This is a genomic window from Halomonas chromatireducens (genome assembly GCF_001545155.1).
Taxonomy (GTDB): domain Bacteria; phylum Pseudomonadota; class Gammaproteobacteria; order Pseudomonadales; family Halomonadaceae; genus Halomonas; species Halomonas chromatireducens.
Genome location: NZ_CP014226.1, coordinates 1,294,564 through 1,315,982, shown reverse-complemented (window position 1 = coordinate 1,315,982; position 21,419 = coordinate 1,294,564). Strand labels below are relative to the sequence as shown.

Genomic DNA, 21,419 nt, shown 5'->3' with positions numbered 1-21,419 from the left:
ATCAGTTACCTGCAATCGTGCCGGTCTCATTCTCCATTGTCTCCCGCAGTTGCTCGACATCCACTTCCTCTTCATCCAGCAGCCAGGCATCGGTCATGGCCCTGGCCAGGTGCGCCGCATGGGTACTGCCCCCACCGGCATTCTCCACGATCACCGCCACGGCAATCTGCGGATCCTCCAACGGTGCAAATGCCATGAACAGCGCATGGTCCCGCAGGCGTTCAGCCAGCTCCTCGGCGTTATAGCGCTGATCCTGCCCCAGCGAAAAGACCTGGGCGGTGCCTGACTTGCCTCCCATGCGGTACTCGAGCCCAACCCCGGTACGACGGGCCGTTCCTTCGTGGCCGGTGAGTACTTTTTCCATCCCGGAGAATATCCTGTCCCACCAGTAATCATTGTCGATTGGTAGAGCGGGCGGGGTGTCCGGCAGCGCGATCTCCACGGACTCGCCCCCGATACGGCTGGCCAGGCGAGGCTTTACCCACTCGCCTCGATTGGCCAGGACGGCCGTGGCGGTGGCCAGCTGCAGCGGTGTGACCTGCCAGTAACCCTGGCCAATGCCGACCGATAGCGTTTCACCCGGGTACCACGGCTGGCCGAAACGGCCACGCTTCCAATCCCGCGAGGGCATAAGGGCGGCGCTTTCGCCGAATACATCATGCCCTACCCGCTGCCCGAAGCCGAAGGCACTCATCTGGTCATGCACCCGATCAATACCGAGTTCATGGGCGAGCGAATAGTAGTAGGTGTTATTGGAAACGGCGATGGAGCGCTCCATGTCGACACGGCCATGCCCCCAGCGCAGCCAGTTGCGATAGCGGCGACTGTCGTTGGGTAATTGGTAGAAGCCGGGATCGTTGATGGTACGATCCGGCGTGATCACCCCTTCGGCCAGGCCCGCCATGGCCAGAAACGGCTTGATGGTCGAACCCGGTGGATACTGGCCACGTATGGCCCGATTGAACAGCGGCAGGTCGAGGTCTTCCTGCAACGCCCGGTAGGAGGCGAAGTCGATGCCGGTAACGAATTGATTGCTGTCAAAACCCGGGGCCGAAACCATGGCCAGGATCTCCCCGGTGGCGGGGGCAATGGCCACGATGGAGCCGCGCCGGCCGTCGAGCAGCTCATAGGCCAGGGACTGAAGCTGCATGTCGATGGTGAGGGTCAGATCCTTCCCGGGCACCGGATCCGTACGCCCCAGCTCGCGCAAAACCCGCCCGCGCGCGTTGGTCTCGACCTTGCGTAACCCTGCCTGACCATGGAGCACATCCTCGTAGAAGCGCTCGACCCCGGTCTTGCCGATGAAATGCGTCCCGGCATAGCGGCCCAGGTCCAGCGACTTCATCTCCTCAGCGTTGATGCGACCAACATAGCCCAGGGCGTGCGCCGTGATATTGGCATCGGGGTAGTAACGCAGCAGTTGGGCTTCGACCTCGACGCCCGGCAGACGATGTCGGTTGACCGCAACACGCGCGATCTGGGCTTCGTCCAAATCACTCATCAGCAGAGCCGGCTGGAAAGGACGCTGACGTTGCCGTGAGCGCAGCCGAAAGGCATCCGATTCCTCTGGGGACAATTCCAGCAAGGCTTCCAAGAGGTCGAGCGTGCCGTCCAGGTCCTCGACCCGCTCACGGATCAGAGTCAGGTTGTAGGTGGGCCGGTTCTCGGCCAGCAGCACGCCATTGCGATCCTGAATCAGGCCACGGGTCGGGGGCAGAGGCTCAACTCGCACACGATTCTTTTCAGAGCGGGTACTGTAGACCTCATGCTGCACTACCTGGAGGTAGACCAGGCGACCCATCAGCAGACCGGTCAATGCCACGATTAGCAAACCGGCAAGCAGCGAACGGATTCGAAAGATACGCAGCTCCTGCTGCGGATTCTTGAGGGTGTCACGGCGATCGCGCATGCCGGCTATGACCTCGAATGACTATTTCGGGGAACCACCGTTCAACGGTGATAGGGATGCCCCACCATCAGGGTCCAGGCACGATAGAATTGCTCGGCCAGGATCACCCTGACCAGCGGGTGCGGCAGGGTGAGCGGCGATAGCGACCATCGCCGATCGGCACTGGCGGAGAGCTCCGGCAAGAGGCCATCGGGGCCTCCCACCATCAGCACCACATCACGACCTTCACGTCGCCACGCCTCGCCTTCACGGGCCAGCCTCTCGGTACTCCAGGTCTGGCCCTGGACTTCCAGCGCCACAGTGAACTCATCCCCTTTCAGACGCTCGCGAATACGCTGCGCCTCCAATGTGACTGCACGCGTCACATCGGCATTCTTGCCTCGCTGCCCCGGGGCAATTTCCTCAATCTCCAGGGCAAAATCCCGGGGCAGGCGTTTGCGGTACTCCTCCACGCCCGTATTGACCCAGGAAGGCATGCGCGTGCCCACCGCCAGCAGGCGGATTCTCATGCGCTACCATGCTCCTCTCTGGGCTCCATATCACTTGGCAGGTCGGCCCAGAGACGCTCAAGGTCATACAGTTGGCGGGTTTCGGGAAGCATCACATGCACCACCAGATCACCGAGGTCCACCAGCACCCAGTCGGAGCCGGCCTGCCCTTCCACACCCAGAGGCGGGTGGCCACCGGCCTTGGACTGCTCGACAATGTGGTTGGCCAGCGCTGCCACATGCCGGGTGGAAGTCCCGCTAGCCACAATCATCAGGTCGGTCACGCTGGTGAGTCGCGATACGTCCAACATGGCCACGTCCTTGGCCTTGAGGTCATCCAGTGCATCTACCACCAATGTCTTGAGCGAATCGTTGTGCATAGCCCCTCGTCAACGGGAAGTCTTGGTCGGTGCCCATTGTAGCGTCTTGCGCGGCCCCTGGCAGCGTTCAATGCTGCCGATATAGTGCTCTTTCGTGAATTCGCGCCTCTACGGCCTCGGGGAGCAGATAGCGGATACTGCTGCCTGCGGCAAGCCGGCGACGCACTTCGGTGGCCGAGATCGCCATTCGCGTCGGCAGTGCCAGACGCAACAGGCTTCCCGAAGGGTGCTGAAACAGTGCCTCACAGCTATCGACCTCCCGCCGGGCGATCAGTTCTGCCAGGGTATCGGGCAATGGTGCCTCATGATCCGGGCGATCGATTACCACCAGATGGGCCAGCTCGAAGAGGCGATCCGGCGTTCGCCACTCCGCCAGCCGGAGGAAGGCGTCATGCCCCAGCGCCATTACCAGCCGCGCCTGGGCGCCGTACTCCTCCCGCAGGCTGGCCAGGGTATCGGCGCTGTAGGAAGGTCCGTGGCGTTCGAGCTCACGGGCATCGGCCATCAGGCCCGGTGTCCGGCCGATGCCCAGCCTCAGCAGAGCGAGACGCTCTTCAGGCGGTACCGTGGGCTTGTCACGCAGCGGCGGCATGCTGGCGGGCACCATATGCACCCGGTCGAGACTCAGGCATTCACGCAATTCGACGGCGCTGCGCAGGTGGCCCAGATGCACCGGGTCGAAGGTCCCGCCCAGCATGCCGATACGCTGCGGCATAGCCACGCCCCCCTGGCCAGCCGAGGCTCCCGGGTCCCGTCGGCTCACCCTCTGACCTGGCCGTCGCCCAGCACCACGTACTTGCGTGTGGTGAGGCCTTCAAGGCCCACCGGGCCACGGGCGTGCAGCTTGTCGGTGGAGACCCCGATTTCCGCACCAAGGCCATACTCGAAGCCGTCGGCGAACCGGGTCGAGGCATTGACCATCACCGAACTGGAATCGACTTCGGTCATGAAGCGACGAGCCAGGCCATAGTGCTCGGTGACGATGGCGTCGGTATGGTGCGAGCCGTAGCGTTCGATATGCGCTATCGCCGCCTCCATGCCGTCGACCACGCGAATCGCCAGCACCGGCGCCAGGTACTCGGCTTCCCAGTCCTCCTCGCTGGCGGGGGTGGCACTGTTAAGCACACGGCACGTCCGCTCGCAGCCACGCAACTCGACCCCATGCTCGGCATAGGCGTCGGCCAGCCGGGGCAGGAGCGAGTCGGCCAGCGGCGCATCGATCAGCAGCGTCTCCATGGTGTTGCAGGTGCCGTAGCGCTGGGTCTTGGCATTGATCGCGATGGCCATGGCCTTTTCCGGATCGGCGGTGGCATCAACATAAACATGGCAGACACCATCCAGGTGCTTGATCACCGGCACACGCGCCTCTCGGGTGATGCGCTCGATCAGCGACTTTCCGCCGCGGGGAATGATCACATCCACGTACTCCGGCATGGCGATCAGGCGGCCCACGGCGGCGCGATCCGTTGTGGCCACCACCTGTACCGCGGCGTCGGGCAGCCCGGCCTCAAGCAGGCCCGCACTGATACAGGCGGAGATGGCAGCGTTTGACTCGCGAGCCTCCGAACCACCGCGAAGTATGCAGGCATTGCCGGACTTGAGGCACAGGCTGGCAGCCTCGAGGGTCACATTGGGGCGCGACTCGTAGATGATGCCGATCACACCCAGTGGCACCCGCATCTGGCCGACCTGGATACCACTGGGGCGCATCCGCATGCCATCGATCTCCCCCACCGGATCGGGCAGGGCCGCGACCTGCCGGAGGCCTTCCACCATGGCGTCCAGTCGTCCATCATCAAGTGCGAGTCGATCGAGCAGGGCAGCATCGAGCCCACTGTCGCGACCACTGGCCAGGTCCCTTTCATTGGCGGCGAGTATCTCACCGCGGCGATGCTGAAGTTGATCGGCCATGGCCTGCAGGGCGCCGTTCTTGTCGGCGGTGACGGCCCGGCGCATTTGCGTGGCAGCGGCACGTGCAGCCTGACCCAGGCGCACCATGTAGCTATCGACATCGCCAATGGCCTGGTCGGCGGCGGTTTCGGTTCGAGAGACGTAAGCGGACATGCGGTATCAATATCTCCTGGACTACAGCCTCAGAGGGGGCTGTGGACGTTATACTGGCGCAACTTCGTGTCGATCACCATAGATAGTAAGGCACCATGCAAAGCAAGTACAAAGTCGGACTGATGCGCCTGAACCTCTTGGTCGCGGCACTGCTTCTGGCCCTTCTGGCCTACCGGACGGAGCTTTTCGCCAGCGCCTTGCTACTGTGGCTGGCTGTGGCCTGTCTGACGGTGACTGCGTCCCTGCTCGAATTCAGCCACCGGCGGCCCGCCACGGTACCCTGGCAGCTGCTGCCAGGCCTCTTGCTCGCCGGCCTGCTATGGACGGACCCCGAGCGTCATGCCCTATGGATCTGGGGCTGGCCGGCCCTGCTGATGCTGCCTCAGCCAAGGTGGATGCTGGGCCTCACCTTCATCCTGGCAGGTCTTACCTGGTGGTCTCTCATCGGCGTACTCGGCTTCGAACAGTCCTTCTTCTCGGGCCTGCTTCTATTGACGCTGATGCTGCTCGGGCTGGCACGCAACCTTCAGCGCCAGCCGCAGCGACTCGCCTCACGCCAGCGCGTTCGCCTGGCACCCGGGCTTCCGCTCTGGACCGCGCATCAACTGGCTACCGACCTGCGTCGCGAACGGGCGCGCTGCCGGCGTGAAGGGGTGCATGGGGAATTGCTGCTGCTCGGCACATCGCGCCATCAGCTTTGGCCGCTTGCCCAGGACCTGTGCCGGCAGACCCACGACTTCGAGACATGCTATCGACTCAATCAGCGAACACTGGCTGCCCTGCTGCTGAGCCGGGACCAGGAACAGGCCCGGTCACGTCGCAAGGCGCTACTCGACGGCTTGCGCGCCCCGGTGAAGGCTCGCTTCACCACCCTCGAGGTCGCAGGTTCCCTCAACGAACAGCTGGCGAGGTTCGAGCAACAGCAAAACGCCCTTGCGATCGATCCGGAGCCCAGCCATGGACCATGAGAGCAAGTGGTCGTCGACCCGCACAGTCATTGCCTATGCCGCTGGCGCCCTGCTGCTGGGAGGCTACGCCCTGTGGCATTATCTCATGGGCGACTATGACCGCATCCTGATCCCTGCCATCCTGGCCCTGCTCATCATGGTCGCCATGCTGCTACGCCTTGCACTGACCAGCAACGCGCGCCTTTCGGCCTACCTGGTGCTGATAGCCGGTTATCTGATGCTGGCGCTGGAGCTCCCCCAACTGGATAACGCCGCCCCCTTCTGGGCCGGCCTGGCGCCGCTACTGACGCTGCTGCTGGTGCCTCTGCCCCCGGCCATACTGCTGAACATCCTGCTGGCTCCGGTGTGGCTGGTTCTGGTCAACGATGGGCAACTCAACAGCGAACTGGCCCTCGGTTACCTCGCCCTGATGGTCGTTGCGGCTCTGGCGCCCTGGGAGCAGAGCCGACAGGAGGCCCTGCTCAAGGCCACCGATCCCAGGGACCCCCAATGCAACGCCCTGGCCAAGGAGACTCTCGACGAGCTCCTCGCCAGCGAGTATCAGCGCACCGAACTGCTTCACCAGCCGCTTGCCGTCCTGATCATACATCTGCCTCAGCTGGAGATGGCCAGCGAACAGTTCGGCAGCCGAGCACGTCAAGCGCTGCTGGATACTCTATGCCGAGAGACCAATCGCTGTTCACGGCGTCATGACTTTCTGGGACGCCACAGCGCGGCTACATTCTGGCTGGTACTGCCCGATACCGGCGAAAGCGGCGCACAAATGGTGCAGCAGCGCATCGAGGAGGCCATCAACCGGACGGTGCTCGTGGACACCGGCCCACTGCGTGCGCCGACCCTGCTCTGTCAGCGCTTCGCTGGGGAGTCATGGACGCGCTTCGAGCAGCGCCTGCAGATCCTGACACGTCGCCTTACAGAGCATTGACATATGCCGACCGCTATCAAGGAGCCGATGCTTGAGCCTGACCGAGACCCTGTACCTGTTCGCTCCCTCGCCGGGAATGCTGCTGTTCATTATTGGCCTCATTGCCCTGCTCGAATCCCTGGCACTGGTGGGCCTACTGTTGCCCGGTGTGGTTCTGATCACCGCGGCCGCATCACTGGCTGGACACCAGGACATGGGCATCGCCGCTATCCTGCTGGCAGCATTCATTGGCGCGGTGATCGGAGACGGACTGAGCTTCATCCTGGGCTACACACAACGAGAACGGGTCACACGGCTCTGGCCTTTCTCGCGCCACCCGGAGTGGCTGGCCAGAGGCGCCCGGTTCTTCCAGCGCTATGGCAGTCTCTCGGTGTTCTTCGGGCGCTTCGTCGGCCCGGTGCGCCCGGTGATACCGCTCATTGCCGGCATGCTGCAGATGTCCCCGCGCGCCTTCGTCTGGGCCAACCTGGCCTCGGCGGCTCTTTGGGCACCGGCCTATGTTCTCCCTGGCTACCTGCTCGGCCAGACCTGGCAACAGCTGCTCGGCCTGCCTCCCGGCCTGGGTGGCCTACTGATCACCCTGACACTCCTGGTGGTAGCGCTGGGATTCATCTTTTCCTGGCTGCGTCATCAGTTCAGCCGCAGCGGTCGGCTCTATCGCCTGCTGGCAAGCGTCGCTCGGCGCCACCCGGTGATGCGACGCCTGTGGCTGACGCACAGCTGGCGTAGCAGCGGCGAGATACCGCTGGCAAGCTGGCTACTGCTGATTTTCTCGCTGGGCGGGCTCTCGGGACTGACCATCGCCGTGATACGACAGCGCGGCCCCTTCGATCTCGATCTCAAGGTACATGCCCTGTTCGACAGCCTGGCGGTGCCGGTATTGCCCGCTTTCGGCCAGCTGTTGGCGCGTGTCGGCGACATGTATGGCATTCTGGCACTGGTCATTCCCTGGGGTCTCTGGCTGCTGGCGAGGCGGCACCTGGCAGCTCTCCTTCATCTTGCCGCCGGGCTGGGCGCCATCGCCCTGCTCAATACACTGGGCAAAGCGATAATCGGCCGGCCGAGACCGGATACGCCGGACTACCTCACCGGTTCGCTGGCTTACCCGAGCGCCCATGCCTCCTCCGCCGTGGTGCTCTATGGCCTGGCCGCCGCCTTCCTTGCACAGGGACTGCCGCGTCAGAAACGATTCTGGGCCTACTGGGTTGCCATTGCACTGGCACTACCGATGGCCTTCTCGCGCCTGGTCATTGGCGTACATTGGCTAAGCGACCTGATCGGCGGCGCCCTGCTGGGGTTGGTAGTCTGCGCGCTCGTCCGCCTCTCGTGGCAAAACCAGCCTCGCCCGGCGCTGACGCCATGCCCCTGGCTCGCGCTGGCCGCGGCGTCTTTGGTCCTGGTGGGGGCGAGGGTGGCCTGGCTGCCACCGGTATAGACGCTGCCCGGTTACACCTCAGCCCAGCGCCAACCAAAGGCCGACGCCGACCATCAGCGTCCCGGCGATACGATTGAGGAGCCTCACATTGCCGCTCTCGCCAAGCGCACGACGCAAACCTCGCCCTCCGGCGGCATACAGTAATAGACAGATGAATTCGATCACCAGTATGAGCGTGATCAGAACGGCCAACTGGCCTGCCAGGCTGCGCGACGCATCCAGGAAGGGCGGCAGAAGTGCCACGAAGAAGGCCCAGCCCTTGGGATTGGCTACCGCCGTGATGAAGCCCTGCAGCGCCAACTGGCCGCGTGAGGCCGGGGGCAGGTCGACGTTTTCGAGGGGGATTGCCATGCGCCCCCGAGAGCGCCACATCATCACGCCCAGATAGCCCAGATAGACGCCCCCCACCCACTTGAACAGGGCGAAGAGCTCCGGCTGGCGCAGCATCAGCGCGGCGACACCGGCACCAGCGGCGGCGGCCACCAGACCCACACCCACCAGCTCGCCGGCCATCATCCACAGCGTGCGCTTCACCCCCTGGGTCATCCCCAGCACCATGGAAAGCGTCATGCACATGCCGGGCGTCAGCGAAACGAAAAGGAAGGTCGGGATGAAGACCGACAGGATCGACAATTTGATCAAGCATTCTCTCCATCGCTCTCTTCACCTTGCGGCTCCCCCCAGCGGGGCATCAGCCGGTGGTCGATGCGGAGCTGATTGAGGATTCGGGCAACAATGAAATCGATCAGGTCGTCGATGCCCTGTGGCCGATGGTAGAACCCCGGCGCGGCGGGCAGGATCACAGCACCAAGCCGCGACAGCGCCAGCATGTGCTCGAGATGGATCGCCGACAGCGGGGTTTCGCGGGGTACCAGGATCAGATTACGACGCTCCTTGAGCGCCACGTCGGCGGCCCGCTCGATCAGATTGTTGCTCGCGCCGGTGGCCACGGCCGACAGCGTTCCGGTGGAGCAGGGGCAGATCACCATGGCAGACGACGCCCCGGAGCCGGAGGCCACCGGGGCCATCCAGTCCTCGCGTCCGAAGCAGCGAATCTGGCCCGGCGCCGCGGCGCTGCGCTCGGTCAGCGCCTGAGCCAGGCGTTCGGGCCTCGCCGGCAGCTCCCGGTCGGTCTCGGTGGCGATCACCAGATGCGCCGCCTTGGACACCATCACCCACACTTCATGTTCAGCCGCCACCAGCGCCTCGATCAGGCGCAGCCCGTACTGAGCCCCCGAAGCGCCGGTAATGGCAACGGTGACCGCCGCCTTGAAGCCCTTATCCGACTTTGCTTCAGCCATGTGCCACCTCCAGGGCCGCCAGCAGCTTTTCATGAATGCCGCCAAATCCGCCGTTGGACATCACCACGATACGGTCCAGCGGCCTGGCCTCGGCCACCAGTGCCGCGACCAGCGCATCGATATCCGAGACCAGCCGGGCCGGCTCGGGTATGGCCGCCAATATCGGTTCCAGCGACCAGTCGAGGCCGGCAGGCTGATACCAGAAGCTCTGGTCGGCAGCGGCGACGCTCGCCGCCAACCGGTCGCTCAAGGTGCCCAGGCGCATGGTATTGGAGCGCGGCTCGATCACCGCCAGCAGCCGTCCCCGTGTCGTGGCGGCGCGCAGCCCTTCGAGGGTTGTCGCGATCGCCGTGGGGTGGTGGGCGAAATCATCGATGACCTGGATGCCGGCCACCTCGCCACGCACCTCCTGGCGCCGCCGCGGCGTCTCGAAGCGTGCCAGCGCCGCACAGCCCCGGGCCAGGTCGACGCCGCACACATGGCCCGCCGCAAGGGCCGCCAGGGCATTGCGTGCGTTATGGGTACCCGTCAACGGCCAGTCGACCACCGCATCCTCATCGATTTCCGCCTGCTGGTGAATCACCCGAAAGCGACTCGCATCGTCGCGCTCCAGCGCGAACCGCCAGGGGCTCGAGGGCGCGGCACCCAATCGTTCGACGGGCGTCCAGCATCCCTGCGCAAGAACACGGTCGAGGGCCGGCTCATCATCGGCCACCAGCAGCCTGCCGCGACCGGGGACGGTTCTCACCAGGTGATGGAACTGTCGTTCGATGGCGGCGAGGTCGGCAAAGATATCCGCATGGTCGAATTCCAGATTGCCGAGAATGGCGATCTCCGGGCGGTAATGCACAAACTTGGAGCGCTTGTCGAAGAAGGCCGTATCGTACTCGTCGGCCTCGACCACAAAGGGGGCGTCCGCCGCCCCGAGGCGTGCCGAGATGCCGAAGTTGCGTGGCACCCCGCCGATCAGGAAGCCCGGTTCAAGGCCGGCAGATTCCAGCAGCCAGGCCAGCAGGCTCGCCGTGGTGGTTTTGCCATGGGTGCCGGCCACGGCGATGACCCGCCGCCCCGGCAGCACATGCTCAGCCAGCCACTGGGGGCCGGACACGTAGGGCAGCCCCTGGTTCAACACCGCCTCTACCTCGAGGTTGCCGCGAGAGAGCGCATTGCCGACGATCACCAGGTCCGGCCGTGGGACGAGATTGGCCGCATCATACCCCTCACGCAGCGCGATGCCGGCCTCCTCCAGCTGGGTGCTCATGGGTGGATAGACATCGGTATCCGAACCGCTGACCTGGAACCCCAGTTCGCGAGCCAACAGCGCCAGACTGCCCATGAATGTGCCACAGATGCCGAGAATGTGAAGGTGCATCAGAATCCGACCTTATCGACAGGAAAACGGGCGCCAAGGCCCTACACAGAAGAGTCGGCAGACTATCACGGCCCGACGACACGCCTCCAGCGGCGTGCAGCCTCGCCGACTTTCGACTAGAATAATGCGCCTTTTCGTGAAGCATGAAACGGACCATTCCCCCGCACGAGATCAGGAGCACGCAAGCCCCATGGCCCAGCATAACGCCTTCTATGCCCAGTCGGGCGGTGTCACCGCCGTGATCAACGCCAGCGCCTGTGGAGTGATCGAAGCCTGCAAGCGTCACTCCGACCGCATCGGCAAGGTCTATGCCGGACACAACGGCATCATCGGCGCCCTCACCGAGGACCTGATCGACGTCAGCCAGGAGAGCGACGAAACCATCTCTGCTCTGCGTCATACGCCCGGCGGCGCCTTCGGTTCCTGTCGCTACAAGCTCAAGGATATCGAGACGCATCGTACCCAGTACGAACGCCTGATCGAGGTCTTCCGCGCCCACGACATCCGCTACTTCTTCTATAACGGCGGCGGCGACAGTGCGGACACCTGCCTCAAGGTATCCCAGCTCTCCGAAAAGCTCGGCTACCCCTTGACCGCGATTCATGTGCCCAAGACCGTCGACAACGATCTGCCGATCACCGACAACTCGCCGGGTTTCGGCAGTGTGGCCAAGTACATCGCCACCTCCACGCTCGAGGCCTCGCTGGATATCGCCTCCATGTGCGCCACCTCCACCAAGGTCTTCGTCCTCGAGGTCATGGGACGGCACGCCGGCTGGATCGCAGCTGCCGGGGCACTTGCCGGGAACGGGGAAGGCGAGCCGCCCCATCTGGTGATCTTTCCCGAGGTGGCCTTCGATCGCGCCCGGGTCATGGCCCGGGTGGAAGAGGCGGTGCAGAAGTACGGCTACTGCGTGATCGTGGTATCCGAGGGCGCACGCTACGAGGATGGCACCTTCCTGGCGGATTCGGGCAATACCGACGCCTTCGGTCATCGCCAGCTGGGCGGGGTGGCACCTACTCTTGCAGGCATGGTCAAGCAGGATCTGGGCTACAAGTACCACTGGGCCGTTGCCGACTACCTGCAGCGAGCCGCACGCCACCTGGCCTCGAGGACCGATGTCGAGCAGGCCTATGCGGTTGGGCAGAAGGCGGTGGAGCTGGCCATCGAAGGCAAAAACTCGATGATGCCGGCCATCAAGCGAGTCAGCGAAACGCCCTATGAGTGGCGCATCGAAGCCGCACCTTTGGCCGATGTGGCCAACCGCGAGAAGTTCATGCCCGCCGAGTACATCCGCGAAGATGGTTTCGGCATCACCGCGGCGTGCCGCCAGTACCTGTTGCCACTGATTCAGGGTGAGGACTATCCCCCCTACGAGAACGGCCTGCCAAAGGTCGCCCGCCTCAAGCTCGCCAAGGTCGAGCGCAAACTGGCGGAGTTCAAGCTCTGAAGAGCGTTACAGGCGCCTCAGCCGACATCAGGGTGTAGTGGGGCCCGAACGGGCTGGCCAGGCATGGCCAGCCCGTGGCTTGTCATGACATCACCTCAGCAGCCAGGACAATACCAGTAACAGCAGCAGGATCCCGGCGATACCCTGCCAGAAATTGGCTGGCTCGCGCAGCAGGCGAGAGGATTTCACTGCAGTCCGGCCCTTCCCGTCATGGTGACGCAACGCATAGAGAAACTCCGACATGCGCCGGAAGCGCAGCGGACGCTGCGGATCCAGTGCCCGCCGCAAGGTGTCGTCCAGTTCAAGCGTGATCTCCGGATTGAACAGCCGGGCACTGCGGTAGCTCAGTTGCTCCAGGTCGGTATGGCCGCGCAGCTGATTCGGGGCCAGCTCGTAGGGCAGCTTGTCGGTCAACAGCCAGTAGACGGTGGAAGCCAGGGAGTATTGATCGCTGCGCCGGCCGACACTGTCATCCAGCGCATACTCAGGTGCGCTGTGTTCGCTGAGCCCGAGCTGACGCGCCAGTTCGCGGGAGCGGCGATGCCCCTCCAGGTCACGCATGTGACAGGCACTGAAATCGGTCAGCACGACCTGGCCGTGGGTATCGATCAGGACATTGTCGGGGTGAATGCGCTGATGCAGCAGGTCTCGATGGTGGAGTGCCTGCACCGCCTTGCCCAGCTGAATCGCAATGTCCAGGCGCTGCGCCAGGCTGGCCTGGGGATGGCGCCTGGCCCAGTCAGACAGTGTCACCCCATCTACGTAGACCATGAGGTAGTAGAGGTAGCGTCGCGGACGGGAGGGCTCCATGACACGAGCCACGAAGGGCGACTTGACCCTCTCCACCACCCATTGCTGCAGCAGGAAGTGTTCCAGGTAGGCATTGCGGTTCGAGAGTTCAGGACTCGGGGCCTTCATCACCATCTCGCGCTCGGTGCGTGTGTCACGCACTCGATAGACCCGGGATTGTGCGGTGCGCGACAACACTTCCTGGATCTCCAGGCCATCAATGCGTTCGCCGGGCGACAATTCCGGGGGGATCGGCAGGTCACCGTAGATGCGCCCAGGGTGGTCACGGCCCTCTTCCGGTAACTGGTCGATGCGCACCAGTTGAAAGCAGAACTGATCGGCACCATAGCCCCGGGACTGGGCACGGTCACGCGCCGCGCTGGCGAGTCGTTCGCAGGCGGCATCCAGATCGCTGGCATCCTCGCGAATCAGTTGGACATAATCCGAGGGCATCAGCGTACCCCGCACCGCCTGGGTCGTGAACAGGAAGATATCGCCCTGCTTGAGGGGAAGCTGCAGGTAATCGATATCGATGCTGCCATCCAGGCCCAGCGCCCTGGAGGGGTAGCGATACCCGCCCAGGTCGGTAATGTGGTCCCGCGAAAGCTGCTCGAATTCCGCCCCACGCAGGCGAAAGACCAGGGTATCTCCCATATGAAAGAGATGAGCCTCGCGAGCTCGAAACACCATGGCGGAAAGCGAAGCGACGTAGCTACCATCTTCGACGAAGGTGCTCTGGCTGTAGCACCAGCCATTCAATGCGCGCAGCACTCGTGTCGCCGATGTCTTGACGTCCCAATGATCGGGAGTTGAAAAATAGTCGGCAAGAAAGCCTCGCACGCTGAGGTCACCCGCCTGCTTGGCGATGGCATTGCGCGAGCTGGTATCGCTGATCAGGGCGCAGGCGCCCTTCGCCGTGAGCTGCCCCGCCTCATCGGGTATACGTACTGACATGGAACTGCGGTGGCGACGCCGATCCGGGGCCACGAAAGCCTGACCGACATTCAGTGACAGCTGGGTAGGTACCAAGGCACGCTCCTCACGATTTGCCGCTTGCGCTATATTGCCGAGTGCTGCCGTCGATCGGCCGGCCTGCTACTTGCGCATGCCATCATACACGCTTGTCAGGAGCCAGGCCTGCCCACCAAAGCCCGAGCCAGCTATAAAGCCGATCCATCACCTATGTCGCATTGGTAATCCACAGCTTGGCTCCGTATAATTCGCCGCATTTCGGGCCACTCGCATTTGCGCCAAAGCATTTTCGCCAAACCAAGGAAGCGACGATGAACTTCGACAACATCCCTGCCGGCAAAGACCTCCCCAATGACGTCTATGTGGCGATCGAGATTCCTGCCCATCATGCACCGGTCAAGTACGAGATCGACAAGGAGATGGGTACACTGCTGGTGGATCGCTTCATGGCCACTCCAATGTTCTACCCGGCCAACTACGGTTTCATTCCCCACACCCTGGCCGACGATGGCGACCCCCTCGACGCCCTGGTGGTGACTCCCGTTCCAGTGCAGGCGGGCAGCATCATCCGCGCCCGGCCGGTGGGCATCCTGAACATGACCGATGAAGCCGGAGAGGATGCCAAGCTCGTCTGCGTCCCCCACGCCAAGCTGAGCACACTGTATGACGACGTGCATGAGGTCACCGACCTGCCCGAGCTGCTGCGCCAGCAGATCGCTCACTTCTTCGAGAACTACAAGGATCTCGAGAAGGGCAAATGGGTGAAAGTGGAATCCTGGGAAGGGGCCGATGCCGCCCGCAAGGCCATCGAGAAAGCCGTGGCGGCCTACGAAAAAGCCTGATCACACCCCCTGACACGGATCACCTTGCGGGCCGCCTTTGGGCGGTCCGCGACGCTTGTGCCCTGCTATGCCCTACCCCCCAGCTCTTTTCACCCATGGCGCAACGTCGTGGACGAATCCAGACCTGACTCTACCCAAAGCGACAACCAGGCGGGGGTAGTGCGACAAACAAACGCAGCCGGGCGGCGGTGCTTCGGTTCTAATATGCTATCGACGTGAGTTATTCTGGCAGGAGAAATTTTCATCTCGCCCCATGGCTCGCCACGCGGGAACTCCCAACGTCGAAGCGAGTCTCAAAGGCGCCCGACCAGGCCTGGAAAAGGATGACTGCGTTGCCTATCCGCTACCCCCTTAGATGGCTGGCCCTTCTGCTGCTTGCATGTCTGCCCCTTGTGGCCCAGGCGCAGTGGTTCTCGTCCTCATCGGGGAACCAGGGGGACTTCCTGCCGGTGATGGAAGCCTTCCAGCCCAGCGCCTGGCACGACGGCGAGACGCTCTACATCGGCTTCGAGAACGCCGAAGGTTATTACCTCTACCGTCATCAGTTAGGGGTCGAAAGCCGAAACGACGGCCCCGAGCTGGGTGAGCCGGAAATACCAGCGGGCGAATTCAAGAGCGATGAGTTCCTCGGCGATGTCTACGTCTTCTACGAGAAGGTCGTGTTCGAAGCCCCCATCGAAGGTCACGCCGCCGGCCCGCTGGACATCACTGTCCGTTTCCAGGGCTGTGCCGACGCCGGACTCTGCTACCCCCCGGAGCAGGTTGACCTGCAGGCACCGGAACGCAACATGCCCGCCGCCTTCGTGGGATGGCGTGACGGCGGAGAAGGCACCGGCGACGCGGATCGCTCAACGAGCGTAGCTGGAACGCTGCAGGCGCCGCAGAGCGAGGACGGTCGCTTCAATGCCCTGATCAGCAGCGCCAGCCTGCCGATGACGCTCGGCCTGTTCTTCGTTGCAGGCCTGGCGCTTACGTTCACGCCCTGCGTGCTGCCGATGGTGCCGATTCTCTCCTCGATCATCGTCGGCCAGAATCCGACCCGGCCCCGCGCCTTCATCCTCTCGGCCAGCTATGTCGGCGGGATGTCACTGACCTACGCCGCGGTCGGCGTACTGATGGGCCTGTTCGGTGCCGGCCTCAATCTCCAGGCACACCTGCAGTCGGCACCGGTACTAATCGTCTTTGCCGGCCTTTTCACCCTCTTTGCCCTGGCAATGTTCGGCACCTTCGACATGCGCCTTCCCCCTCGGCTGGCCGGGCGCATCGACGCCTTGCAGAACCGTGCCCAGAAGAGTGGCCCTGTCGGCCTGGCCGGTGCCGGCTCACTCTCGGTGCTGGTAGTTTCTCCCTGCGTCTCGGCCCCCCTGGCCGGCGCCCTGGTATTCATTTCCACCACCGGGGATGCAGTGATGGGCGGCGGCGCCCTGCTCGCACTGGGCCTGGGCATGGGTGTGCCACTGCTGCTGGTCGGTACCTTCGGCGCCACGGCACTACCGCGCACCGGCGCCTGGATGAACGGCGTCAAGATACTCTTCGGCATCCTGCTGCTCGGGGTGGCGATCTGGCTGGTGGAGCGCCTGCTGCCGCCTCCGGTCACCTTGCTGCTGTGGGCCGCCCTGGCCATCGGCAGCGCCCTGGCCCTTGGCGCGCTCTCGCTGAACCTCACTCAGGGCTGGCCACGTGTCCGCCAGGCCGCTGGCCTGCTGCTGCTCACCTGGGGTCTAGCGCTGGTGATCGGCGCCGCACGCGGGGGCCATGACCCGCTTCGTCCCCTGGCCCCACCGCTGGCCCTGACCGGCGACGCCCAGCAAGCCGCCGAGATAACCACCGTCGAAGACCTGGGATCACTGGAGGCCACCCTGCTGCGCAACGCCGAGCAGGACATGCCCACCTTCGTGCATTTCACCGCCGACTGGTGTATTTCCTGCAAGCAGATGGAACGCCAGGTCTACCCCACCCCCCAGGTGGCCGAATCGCTGTCGCAGTTCGCCCGCATCAACGTGGATGTGACCCGCACCGGCGACGCGTCCCGGGAGCTGCTGGACCATTTCGGCCTGTTCGGCCCGCCCAGCCTGATGTTCTTCGACCAGGGTGAAGAGATACGCGAGGCCCGCATCCAGGGTGAGGTACGGGCCAACGAATTTGCCTCCCACCTGGAGAGCCTCCTCGACTGGCTTGGCCAGCGCAGCAGCTGATCCCAGCCTCATCGCCCGCTCCTACCATGAATGACCGAATACCCTCCCAACCGAGATGGCGAACACCGTTCCCTCTCGCTGGACATCGTTCGCGATTTTAGGCACACTCCGCCAACAACACATATCAAGGCCGATAGCGTCGGCAATATTCGACATCTTGCCGGGATCTATCGAAAGTTGGCTTGGGTTAACAGCGTCCCGGCCACCTGTCACCTACTCACCGATCGAGACAGAGTCATGGACATCCGCAAGGTCAAGAAGCTGATCGAACTGCTCGAAGAATCCAACATCAGCGAAATCGAGATTCAGGAAGGCGAAGAGTCCGTCCGCATCAGCCGTCATCCCAATGGCGTAAGCTGGCCACAGCCTCAGATGGCCCCCCAGTATGGTGCGCCGCAGCCCACTTCAGCCCCGGCCAGCGCTTCGCCGTCACCGGAACCGGCTGCAGAAACGGCATCTTCCTATCAGGGCCACGCCTTGACCTCACCCATGGTCGGCACCTTCTATCGCAGCCCTGCGCCGGGCTCCAAGCCCTTCGTCGAGCTCGGCTCCAGCGTCAAGAAAGGCGAGACGGTGTGTATCGTCGAAGCCATGAAGATGATGAACCAGATCGAGGCCGATCGTGACGGTGTTATCGAGGCGATTCTGGTCGAGGACGGTGAGCCCGTTGAGTTCGACCAGCCGATGCTCGTCATCTCCTGATCTTTCACCCAGAACTGGCGGACTTCATCATGCTGGACAAGGTTCTCATCGCCAACCGCGGCGAGATCGCTCTGCGTATCCTGCGTGCCTGCAAGGAGCTGGGCATCAAGACCGTGGCCGTTCACTCCAAGGCAGACCGTGAACTGATGCACGTGCGACTGGCCGACGAGGCCGTGTGTATCGGGCCGGCTTCCTCGGCACAGTCCTATTTGAACATCCCGGCGTTGATCAGCGCTGCGGAGGTCACCGATTCCAGCGCCATACACCCCGGCTACGGCTTTCTCTCCGAGAACGCCAACTTTGCCGAGCAGGTGGAACGCTCCGGTTTCGTCTTTATCGGGCCCCGGGCCGAGACCATTCGGCTGATGGGCGACAAGGTCAGCGCCATCGAGGCGATGCAGATCGCCGGCGTGCCGACGGTACCCGGCTCGGACGGCCCGCTGGGCGATGACGAAGGCGAGATCATCGCCATCGCTCGACGCATAGGTTACCCGGTGATCATCAAGGCCGCCGCCGGCGGTGGCGGTCGCGGCATGCGCGTGGTACACACCGAGGCCCACCTGCTTTCCGCCGTCAACGTGACACGCACCGAGGCGCACTCCTCTTTCGGGGACGGTACCGTCTACATGGAGAAGTTTCTCGAGAAGCCGCGCCATGTCGAGGTTCAGGTGCTGGCCGACGGCCAGGGCAACGCCATCCACCTCTTTGACCGCGACTGCTCGCTGCAGCGACGCCACCAGAAGGTACTGGAAGAGGCCCCTGCGCCCGGTATCGACCCTGAGGCACGCGCCCGGGTACTGGAAGCGTGCCGGCAGGCCTGCATCGAGATCAACTATCGCGGTGCCGGAACCTTCGAGTTTCTCTACGAGGACGGCGAATTCTTCTTCATCGAGATGAACACCCGTGTCCAGGTGGAGCATCCGGTCACCGAAATGGTGACGGGGGTCGATATCGTACGCGAGCAGCTTCGCATCGCTTCCGGCCTGCCGCTGTCGATCGCTCAGGAAGACGTCAAGATCCATGGGCACGCCTTCGAGTGCCGCATCAACGCCGAGGATGCGCGCACCTTCATGCCCTCCCCGGGCAAGGTGACGCTCTACCACCCCCCCGGCGGCCTCGGTGTGCGCATGGACTCGCATCTCTATACCGGCTATACGGTACCGCCCCACTACGACTCGCTGATCGGCAAGCTGATCACCTGGGGCGACAGCCGGGAGATCGCCCTGACGCGCATGCGCAATGGACTCGACGAACTCCTGGTGGAAGGCATCAAGACCAATATCGATCTGCACAAGGATCTGGTTCGCGACGGCTACTTCCAACAGGGCGGCGTCAACATCCACTACCTGGAGAAGAAGCGCTAGCGATGGATGCGTTCGATACGTAACCCATGGCGCTGCAGCTTGCGCACGACACTGGGCTGACTGATGCCCAGCCGCCCGGCCATGGCATAGGTACTCGACAGCTGTTCGCCGGCTACCCGCGACATTCGCCTGATCGGTTTCTCGGACGAAGAGATCGAGAACGCCCGTGAAGCAGAACCGGTGTTTGCCGCCTATGAGCTGCGTGCCGGCATGTACGACGGCATGGACGAGGCAGTGCAGACCATCAGTATCCCCAATGTCCTGGTCGTCAATTCCGACATGGACGAGGATCTGGCCTACGAACTCACCAAGCTGCTGTTCGAGCGTACCGATGACCTGATCGCCGTGCACCCGGCGGCCAACGACACCACCGTGGAGTTCACCATGGAGTCCACTCCGGTGCCGCTGCACCCCGGTGCCATTCGCTACTTCGAGGAAATCGAGGCCGATATCCCGGACGACCTGCGTCCGTGATGACGCAAAGTTGACGCCAGGGACAGGAAACCATGCGTCCCGGAGTGCGCCAAGCCATGGCATCAGGGCGGACCACGTTGTCCGCCCTGATGCTGTGGGCGTTATGGTTTGGCCCGGCAGTGGCAGCTGGTGGCCAGTGGCTCGAGGTGCGAAGCGTCGAGGATGAGTTGCTGTTGCGCGTCCCGATGCCGGAGGGTGACCGCTGGTGCCTGGGCTGGAACCACTCCGTCAGGCATTTCCCGGTACTCGACTGCTATCGACATCACCAGGGCCGGATGGAGCTCGAGCGCAGCCATCAGCCCGATTTTGCCGCGGGCCTCGGACACTCCCAGGGGCGGGGTGAGCAGGTCTCCGACGGGAAGGGCGGCTATTGGATCGAGAATATCCACGAACCCGTACCCGGCAACCGCTATGTCTTGCGCGTTGGCTCACCTGAGGTCGATCATCGTTTAGTATGGCAGCGCGACGGTGAGACAAACCGGATCAGCCTCAGCGATATAGCCGCGGGCCAGCGTGTCACCATTCAACTCAACATGCTCGACAACTGAGCTAGCCAGACGACGTCTGACGAGGAATCCATGAGCGAGTCCACAAACCCACCGGTGGTGATGCCGGGTGGCAACGCCATCCAGCCCCGCTTCGTCCTGTGGTTGATCACCATCGTGGCGGTGGGGCTTTCCCTCTTCCAGCTTTACTCGGCGGGCATCCAGCCGCTGGGCCTCTTCTACCAGCGCAGCATCCACCTGATGCTGATCATGATGCTGGCTTTCCTGATGTTTCCGGTGTTCGGGCCCGGCCGCAAACGCGGTATCCTGGGCTGGCTCATCGATGCCATGTTCTTCGCCGGCGCCCTGGTCACGGGTGGCTATCTGGTGCTCTACCTGGACGAGATCATCAGCCGCGCGGGCTTCTGGAGCCAGACCGATATCCTTGTCGGCTGTATCGCCACGTTGACGGTGCTGGAGGCCAGCCGTAGAGCGGTGGGCTTCGGCATGACGCTGATTGGCGCCCTGGCCATTGTCTACGCCTTCGCCGGCCCTCGCGGTGAGCTGCCCTGGCTGGGGCAGTTCATGCCGGGCATCCTCGAACACCGTGGCTACAACCTGGATCGGGTTGCCGGACAGCTCTACCTGGGACAGGAAGGGATCTTCGGCCTGCCGCTGGGTGTGGCAGCCACCTATATCTTTATCTTTGTGCTGTTTGGTGCTTTTCTCGAGAGCACCGGCGCCGGAAAGTTCTTCATTGACATGGCCTATGCCGCGACCGGTCGCCAGCGGGGTGGTCCGGCCAAGGCTGCGGTCATCGCTTCTGCCGGCATGGGGTCGATTTCGGGCAGCGCCATCGCCAAGCAGCTCAATGCCGATCTCGCCATCATCGACAAGCGCCGTCCCCAGGCCAACCAGGCCCAGGTGATGCATATCATCGGCGAGATCGAGAACCGTACCTGCGTGGTGGTCGACGACATGATCGATACCGCCGGCACCCTGTGCAAGGCCGGCGACGCACTCAAGGCCCATGGCGCTCGCCGTGTGGTGGCCTATGCCACCCACCCGATCCTCTCCGGCCCTGCAGTGGACAACATCACCGGGTCGGTGCTCGACGAAGTGGTCGTCACCGATACCATCCCGCTGTCCGACGTGGCTCGCCGCAGTGGCAAGATCCGCCAGCTCAGCGTAGCCGGTCTGATCGCCGAGGCGATTCGTCGTGTCAGCAATGAAGAATCCGTCAGCGCCATGTTCCACTGAGTCTCAGCGACTTTCAGCAAGAACAGGGCGTCGGAAAAGTGCCC

Annotated in this window: 20 protein-coding genes and 1 pseudogene; 11 read left to right on the top strand and 10 right to left on the bottom strand. The window is 63.5% G+C overall.

Annotated features, from left to right (window positions below):
* Position 1 precedes the first annotated feature (1 nt).
* The 5 genes from mrdA to LOKO_RS06195 all read right to left on the bottom strand — a co-directional run bounded on the left by mrdA (position 2) and on the right by LOKO_RS06195 (position 4,841).
* The gene (gene mrdA, locus LOKO_RS06215) at positions 2 to 1,909 is read right to left on the bottom strand and encodes a penicillin-binding protein 2 (protein ID WP_066446425.1); all 1,908 of its coding nucleotides are present in this window, start codon (positions 1,907 to 1,909) and stop codon (positions 2 to 4) included.
* Between the two features lie 41 nt (positions 1,910 to 1,950).
* On the bottom strand, positions 1,951 to 2,418 hold the full coding sequence (gene rlmH / locus LOKO_RS06210; RefSeq protein ID WP_066446423.1) for a 23S rRNA (pseudouridine(1915)-N(3))-methyltransferase RlmH: 468 nt from the start codon (positions 2,416 to 2,418) through the stop codon (positions 1,951 to 1,953).
* A complete protein-coding gene (gene rsfS / locus LOKO_RS06205; protein WP_066446420.1) occupies positions 2,415 to 2,777 on the bottom strand; it encodes a ribosome silencing factor in 363 nt (120 codons plus the stop codon). The genes rlmH and rsfS overlap by 4 nt, the downstream gene beginning before the upstream one ends.
* A 67-nt stretch (positions 2,778 to 2,844) precedes the next feature.
* Positions 2,845 to 3,492 carry a nicotinate-nucleotide adenylyltransferase gene (nadD, locus tag LOKO_RS06200; protein WP_066446415.1) on the bottom strand — a complete coding sequence of 216 codons (648 nt, stop codon included), beginning with the start codon at positions 3,490 to 3,492 and terminating at the stop codon, positions 2,845 to 2,847.
* Positions 3,493 to 3,536: 44 nt separating this feature from the next.
* Positions 3,537 to 4,841 (bottom strand): glutamate-5-semialdehyde dehydrogenase, encoded by a 1,305-nt coding sequence (locus LOKO_RS06195; RefSeq protein ID WP_066446412.1) that lies wholly within the window; start codon positions 4,839 to 4,841, stop codon positions 3,537 to 3,539.
* Between the two features lie 95 nt (positions 4,842 to 4,936).
* Here LOKO_RS06195 and LOKO_RS06190 point away from each other — a divergent pair, with 95 nt between their 5' ends.
* Genes LOKO_RS06190 through LOKO_RS06180 form a run of 3 tightly spaced genes read left to right on the top strand, consistent with a single transcriptional unit; the run spans position 4,937 to position 8,169 of the window.
* The gene (locus LOKO_RS06190) at positions 4,937 to 5,809 is read left to right on the top strand and encodes a hypothetical protein (protein WP_066446410.1); all 873 of its coding nucleotides are present in this window, start codon (positions 4,937 to 4,939) and stop codon (positions 5,807 to 5,809) included.
* Positions 5,799 to 6,734, top strand: coding sequence for a diguanylate cyclase domain-containing protein (locus LOKO_RS06185; protein WP_066446407.1), 936 nt, complete (start codon positions 5,799 to 5,801; stop codon positions 6,732 to 6,734). Before LOKO_RS06190 ends, LOKO_RS06185 begins: the two co-directional genes overlap by 11 nt.
* 31 nt (positions 6,735 to 6,765) lie before the next feature.
* Positions 6,766 to 8,169, top strand: a complete 1,404-nt coding sequence (locus tag LOKO_RS06180) for a bifunctional DedA family/phosphatase PAP2 family protein (protein WP_066446405.1) — start codon at positions 6,766 to 6,768, stop codon at positions 8,167 to 8,169.
* A gap of 18 nt (positions 8,170 to 8,187) precedes the next feature.
* On the opposite strand, the gene LOKO_RS06175 is transcribed toward LOKO_RS06180, so the two are convergent.
* From LOKO_RS06175 to mpl, 3 genes are read right to left on the bottom strand one after another with little or no spacing between them, the layout of a single operon-like run.
* Positions 8,188 to 8,811 carry a LysE family translocator gene (locus LOKO_RS06175; RefSeq protein ID WP_066446402.1) on the bottom strand — a complete coding sequence of 208 codons (624 nt, stop codon included), beginning with the start codon at positions 8,809 to 8,811 and terminating at the stop codon, positions 8,188 to 8,190.
* Positions 8,808 to 9,470 carry a flavin prenyltransferase UbiX gene (locus LOKO_RS06170; protein ID WP_066446396.1) on the bottom strand — a complete coding sequence of 221 codons (663 nt, stop codon included), beginning with the start codon at positions 9,468 to 9,470 and terminating at the stop codon, positions 8,808 to 8,810. Before LOKO_RS06170 ends, LOKO_RS06175 begins: the two co-directional genes overlap by 4 nt.
* Positions 9,463 to 10,842 (bottom strand): UDP-N-acetylmuramate:L-alanyl-gamma-D-glutamyl-meso-diaminopimelate ligase, encoded by a 1,380-nt coding sequence (gene mpl / locus LOKO_RS06165; protein ID WP_066446393.1) that lies wholly within the window; start codon positions 10,840 to 10,842, stop codon positions 9,463 to 9,465. Before mpl ends, LOKO_RS06170 begins: the two co-directional genes overlap by 8 nt.
* 190 nt (positions 10,843 to 11,032) lie before the next feature.
* On the opposite strand from mpl, the gene LOKO_RS06160 reads away from it, so the two are divergent.
* Positions 11,033 to 12,292, top strand: coding sequence for a 6-phosphofructokinase (locus LOKO_RS06160; protein WP_066446390.1), 1,260 nt, complete (start codon positions 11,033 to 11,035; stop codon positions 12,290 to 12,292).
* A 90-nt stretch (positions 12,293 to 12,382) separates the two neighbouring features.
* On the opposite strand, the gene LOKO_RS06155 is transcribed toward LOKO_RS06160, so the two are convergent.
* Positions 12,383 to 14,035, bottom strand: coding sequence for a bifunctional protein-serine/threonine kinase/phosphatase (locus tag LOKO_RS06155; protein ID WP_417935392.1), 1,653 nt, complete (start codon positions 14,033 to 14,035; stop codon positions 12,383 to 12,385).
* A gap of 329 nt (positions 14,036 to 14,364) precedes the next feature.
* Between LOKO_RS06155 and ppa the strand changes: the two genes are divergently transcribed.
* From ppa to accC, 4 genes are all read left to right on the top strand, one after another.
* Positions 14,365 to 14,895, top strand: coding sequence for an inorganic diphosphatase (gene ppa / locus LOKO_RS06150; RefSeq protein ID WP_066446386.1), 531 nt, complete (start codon positions 14,365 to 14,367; stop codon positions 14,893 to 14,895).
* Positions 14,896 to 15,218: 323 nt separating this feature from the next.
* Entirely contained in the window at positions 15,219 to 17,090 is a 1,872-nt protein-coding gene (gene dsbD / locus LOKO_RS06145) for a protein-disulfide reductase DsbD (RefSeq protein ID WP_066446384.1), read from the top strand.
* A 237-nt stretch (positions 17,091 to 17,327) separates the two neighbouring features.
* A complete protein-coding gene (gene accB, locus LOKO_RS06140; protein ID WP_066446383.1) occupies positions 17,328 to 17,792 on the top strand; it encodes an acetyl-CoA carboxylase biotin carboxyl carrier protein in 465 nt (154 codons plus the stop codon).
* Positions 17,793 to 17,821: 29 nt separating this feature from the next.
* Positions 17,822 to 19,156, top strand: coding sequence for an acetyl-CoA carboxylase biotin carboxylase subunit (accC, locus tag LOKO_RS06135; protein WP_066446380.1), 1,335 nt, complete (start codon positions 17,822 to 17,824; stop codon positions 19,154 to 19,156).
* On the opposite strand, the gene LOKO_RS20385 is transcribed toward accC, so the two are convergent.
* Positions 19,153 to 19,281: a hypothetical protein gene (locus LOKO_RS20385; RefSeq protein ID WP_256380001.1), complete on the bottom strand. Its 129-nt coding sequence runs from the start codon at positions 19,279 to 19,281 to the stop codon at positions 19,153 to 19,155. The genes accC and LOKO_RS20385 overlap by 4 nt on opposite strands.
* Between LOKO_RS20385 and LOKO_RS06130 the strand changes: the two are divergent.
* The 3 genes and pseudogenes from LOKO_RS06130 to prs all read left to right on the top strand — a co-directional run.
* Positions 19,268 to 19,630: pseudogene (locus tag LOKO_RS06130) on the top strand (TAXI family TRAP transporter solute-binding subunit); the annotation flags it as partial. The gene LOKO_RS20385 and the pseudogene LOKO_RS06130 sit on opposite strands and share 14 nt — an antisense overlap.
* Before the next feature lie 56 nt (positions 19,631 to 19,686).
* Positions 19,687 to 20,178: a DUF1850 domain-containing protein gene (locus LOKO_RS06125; protein WP_083517453.1), complete on the top strand. Its 492-nt coding sequence runs from the start codon at positions 19,687 to 19,689 to the stop codon at positions 20,176 to 20,178.
* A 30-nt stretch (positions 20,179 to 20,208) separates the two neighbouring features.
* Complete coding sequence (prs, locus tag LOKO_RS18645; protein WP_144439618.1) at positions 20,209 to 21,375, top strand: ribose-phosphate diphosphokinase; 1,167 nt, start codon at positions 20,209 to 20,211, stop codon at positions 21,373 to 21,375.
* The last annotated feature ends 44 nt before the right edge of the window (positions 21,376 to 21,419 follow it).